Origin of the sequence: Marivita sp. S0852 (assembly GCF_046591575.1) — a bacterium.
GTDB lineage: Bacteria > Pseudomonadota > Alphaproteobacteria > Rhodobacterales > Rhodobacteraceae > Marivita.
In genome coordinates this window covers 1-2,938 of sequence record NZ_JBIQWA010000029.1, presented here as the reverse complement: position 1 = coordinate 2,938, position 2,938 = coordinate 1, and the positions used below count along the sequence as shown (strand labels likewise).

The 2,938-nt window shown below is 56.4% G+C and carries 4 protein-coding genes and 1 pseudogene; 1 reads left to right on the top strand and 4 read right to left on the bottom strand.

From position 1 onward, the window contains the following. Positions 1 to 218 (top strand): annotated as a pseudogene (locus tag ACG74X_RS21240) (transposase); the annotation flags it as partial. On the opposite strand, the gene ACG74X_RS21235 reads toward ACG74X_RS21240, so the two are convergent. The 4 genes from ACG74X_RS21235 to ACG74X_RS21220 form a co-directional block, all read right to left on the bottom strand. Further along, positions 209 to 739: a hypothetical protein gene (locus tag ACG74X_RS21235; RefSeq protein ID WP_411237313.1), complete on the bottom strand. Its 531-nt coding sequence runs from the start codon at positions 737 to 739 to the stop codon at positions 209 to 211. The pseudogene ACG74X_RS21240 and the gene ACG74X_RS21235 sit on opposite strands and share 10 nt — an antisense overlap. 73 nt (positions 740 to 812) lie before the next feature. After that, positions 813 to 1,565: a GAD-like domain-containing protein gene (locus ACG74X_RS21230; RefSeq protein WP_411237312.1), complete on the bottom strand. Its 753-nt coding sequence runs from the start codon at positions 1,563 to 1,565 to the stop codon at positions 813 to 815. An 8-nt stretch (positions 1,566 to 1,573) separates the two neighbouring features. After that, positions 1,574 to 2,071 carry a polymorphic toxin type 15 domain-containing protein gene (locus ACG74X_RS21225; protein WP_411237311.1) on the bottom strand — a complete coding sequence of 166 codons (498 nt, stop codon included), beginning with the start codon at positions 2,069 to 2,071 and terminating at the stop codon, positions 1,574 to 1,576. Continuing rightward, complete coding sequence (locus ACG74X_RS21220) at positions 1,960 to 2,715, bottom strand: hypothetical protein (RefSeq protein WP_411237310.1); 756 nt, start codon at positions 2,713 to 2,715, stop codon at positions 1,960 to 1,962. Before ACG74X_RS21220 ends, ACG74X_RS21225 begins: the two co-directional genes overlap by 112 nt. Positions 2,716 to 2,938: the final 223 nt, after the last annotated feature.

The following is a 2,938-nucleotide window of genomic DNA, read 5'->3' as shown; positions in this document are numbered from 1 at the left end:
ACGCGTTGAAAGACAAAGGGATACGCGCCTGTATCCGTGGCCGAAAGCAGCGCACGACGAAGGTGAAATATGACAAGCGCCGATACAAACGGCGCAACCGCATCGAGATCATGTTTGGCAGGCTCAAAGATTGGCGGCGCTTGGCGACACGCTATGACCGCTGCCCCAAGGTCTTCCTCTCAGACATCCCCCTCGCTGCAACCGTCATCTACTGGTTATGGATCCTGGTCCTAAGACGGGGGTCCTGCATCAGCGTGCCTTTCGGGCCAGATGGCCGCTGACTGCTGCTTAGCAGCAGAGACCCATCGGAAAGGAATGCTGCCTTGTCTCCGAAATCCTCGCTGCCGTAGCCTTCCAATTTGATCGCCCCTGCCGAAAGGGTCGACCAATCGCCACGACCGTTCCGAACATACATCTGTCGGGACCGGCCCGTCACAACCTGTTGCCGGTCCCGAACGACAAGCGAATAAACGGCCCCTAGACCCGTCGCGTCATCGCTCAACACACCCGCACCGGGAATTTTGGATCGCTCAACCCGTTCGTCATGGATTAGGTAGACATCTCCCTCGTCTGACAAAGCAACGTCTGTTACTTCGGCTTCCGAGTTTGGTGCGAGAAATCCCAGATCGTAGATTTCCCTTTGAACATCCACACGCTGCCAAGGTTGGGTTTGCATTCCGTCATAACTCAAGAGCGCCGTGAAAGGATCGTCATAGTCCAGTTCACCAACAGCAACCACAAACCGCTCTGGCGACCATGCGTGGGCTTTTCTGAAGCTGAAAGTGTTTCCCCACATACCACCCCAGAGACTATCAGCCTTCCGGGATGTCGTAAATTCTGGTTTCAACCTCTGGCAGATTACCGCCCGCACGCTGAATGGAAACCATCAATTGAAACGGCCATCTCGTCAGAGCGTCGGAAATGGTGGTTTTTTCATAAGAATTAATATCATGTCTATTATCTGGATGGATCAATGCAAACACTTGGCCTTCCTGAACAGGGCCAAACCGTTCCACAAGCTGAGGGAAAAGCGGCACGCCATCAGCATCCAAATGGCCATTGATGACACTTTCAACCACGGCGTTCGCAAGTGTGTTACCCAAATCCTCGGGCGCATTCGCCAGTGCCAATAGCGGCTCTTCTGCACCTTGCAATGGCATTTCGACGCCGGCATCCGCATAGAGCTGCGCCAGGTCATCAGGAACAGCATCCAATTGCCGTCTGGCTGTTTGATTGTCCAAAAGGCCTGTTTGCAAATCATAAATCCATAAATGACCAGTCTTCTGCCAAAGATACGTCGTCCCAAAACAGTCATATGCAACAGCGGCGAAATCACCCGCATGCAAATCCGGGACAACAGACATAAGATGTTCGAGATGAGGGTCGTAGAGATCGGGCAGACAAAGCGTCAAAGCAGACGCGGGAAAGAACAAAAGCCCGTTTTGATGCCAGAATGACATCAGCTCATCCGGCACACGACCGATAAACGCATCCGTATCACCGGACGTAACGCGTTGGAGCGTCGTCGCTCCGCTTGCAAGTTCCGCCAAATATCCAAAATTCATAAGACCTCCTAGATGACGGTCAACTGAGTTTGCATTAACGGACAACCGTTTTGACACTGTGTGACAGCATAGTCTGACAATGTTTGTGCCCGACCACCCGGACCCCATTGAGACCCAATTGACCGGTTCTCGCTACTTCCACCCAGGCCAGAAAATGTGGTTGGATGTCCTCCCGCAACCATATCAAGCGTGTGAATCGCATCTCGTCCTCGTGCCCAACTCCGTGCTCTGGTCATCGCTTCCCCTCGGGTCAAATTTTGATTTATTGCCTGCAACTGGTCAGCGCGATTGCCGATCAATCGACGACGTTCCAGCGTGCGCGCCCGTTCTCCAAAGGGCCGAACCGTTGTGTAGTTTGCAATATCCTGAGCCGCCGCACATGGATTCTTACTGTTCAAAACCGCCTGTTGTAATCCCAACTGGCGTTGCAGTTCCGCTCTTGTCCCGTTTTGAGGAACTGTAAAAGGGATAATGAGAGGATAACATGCGGCCTCGTCAACCCGCACCCCGGCGGGAACGGGATCGGGAAAGGCGGCGGCGGGTCCTCTTCGGGCTCCGGATCCTCGTCAGGCTCCCTCATCGCCTCTTCGAGCGTGATCTCACCGCGGAGAATCCTGTCGATATCGTCGTCGGTGAGCAATCCTGGACCTTCGAAAGCTGTTGGACCCGCGCCGACTAGCTCCCAGGCCCGGTCCTTAATGTCGCGCGCCTGCTCGAGATCACTGGCCGGAAGCGCTCCGCCACGGATCATGTCGGCGGCACGTCCGAGCGCGGCCATCTGTCCGGCCGTCAATCCCAACTCGGGTGTCGTGGCATAATGATCGAGCTGGCTCAGCTCCGTCTCGATCCGTCGCCGCGTGACCGCACCGCCCAGCACCCCGTCAAGCAGCGGCAAGAACCACGGCTCTCCAAAACGACCACGGCGATTTGTGCTGGTCTGCGTGCGGGGCTGGGCCCCGGCAGAATCTGCCGGCGCCGCATCCTTCATCGTCCCAGTCGCAACCTGCGCGACCTGGTATTCCGCGCCCTCGATGAACGCCGACCGGCTCAGTACCAACGACCCGCGCACCGGATCATCATCGACCGGGGCCGCATAGACCCCCATATCGCGGACGAAATACGCTTCGCCCTCGCAATTGCGGTTGTTCATGTGGAAGCGGTCGAGGTGGCGGATGACGGGGCTGCCTATCGCAAAGACCTGATCGGCAAAGCTTGCGCGTTTACTCCTCGATCAGCGTGCTATGGCCGATTGTGCGCACTGTCTCCACATGGCCGTACGGGCCGCGTCCGCCGTCCTTGGGGTCAATATACCGCGTGCGGGTGAACGGGCCGAGTTGCACCAGAAACCCCAGATATTCGACCAGACCACCGAT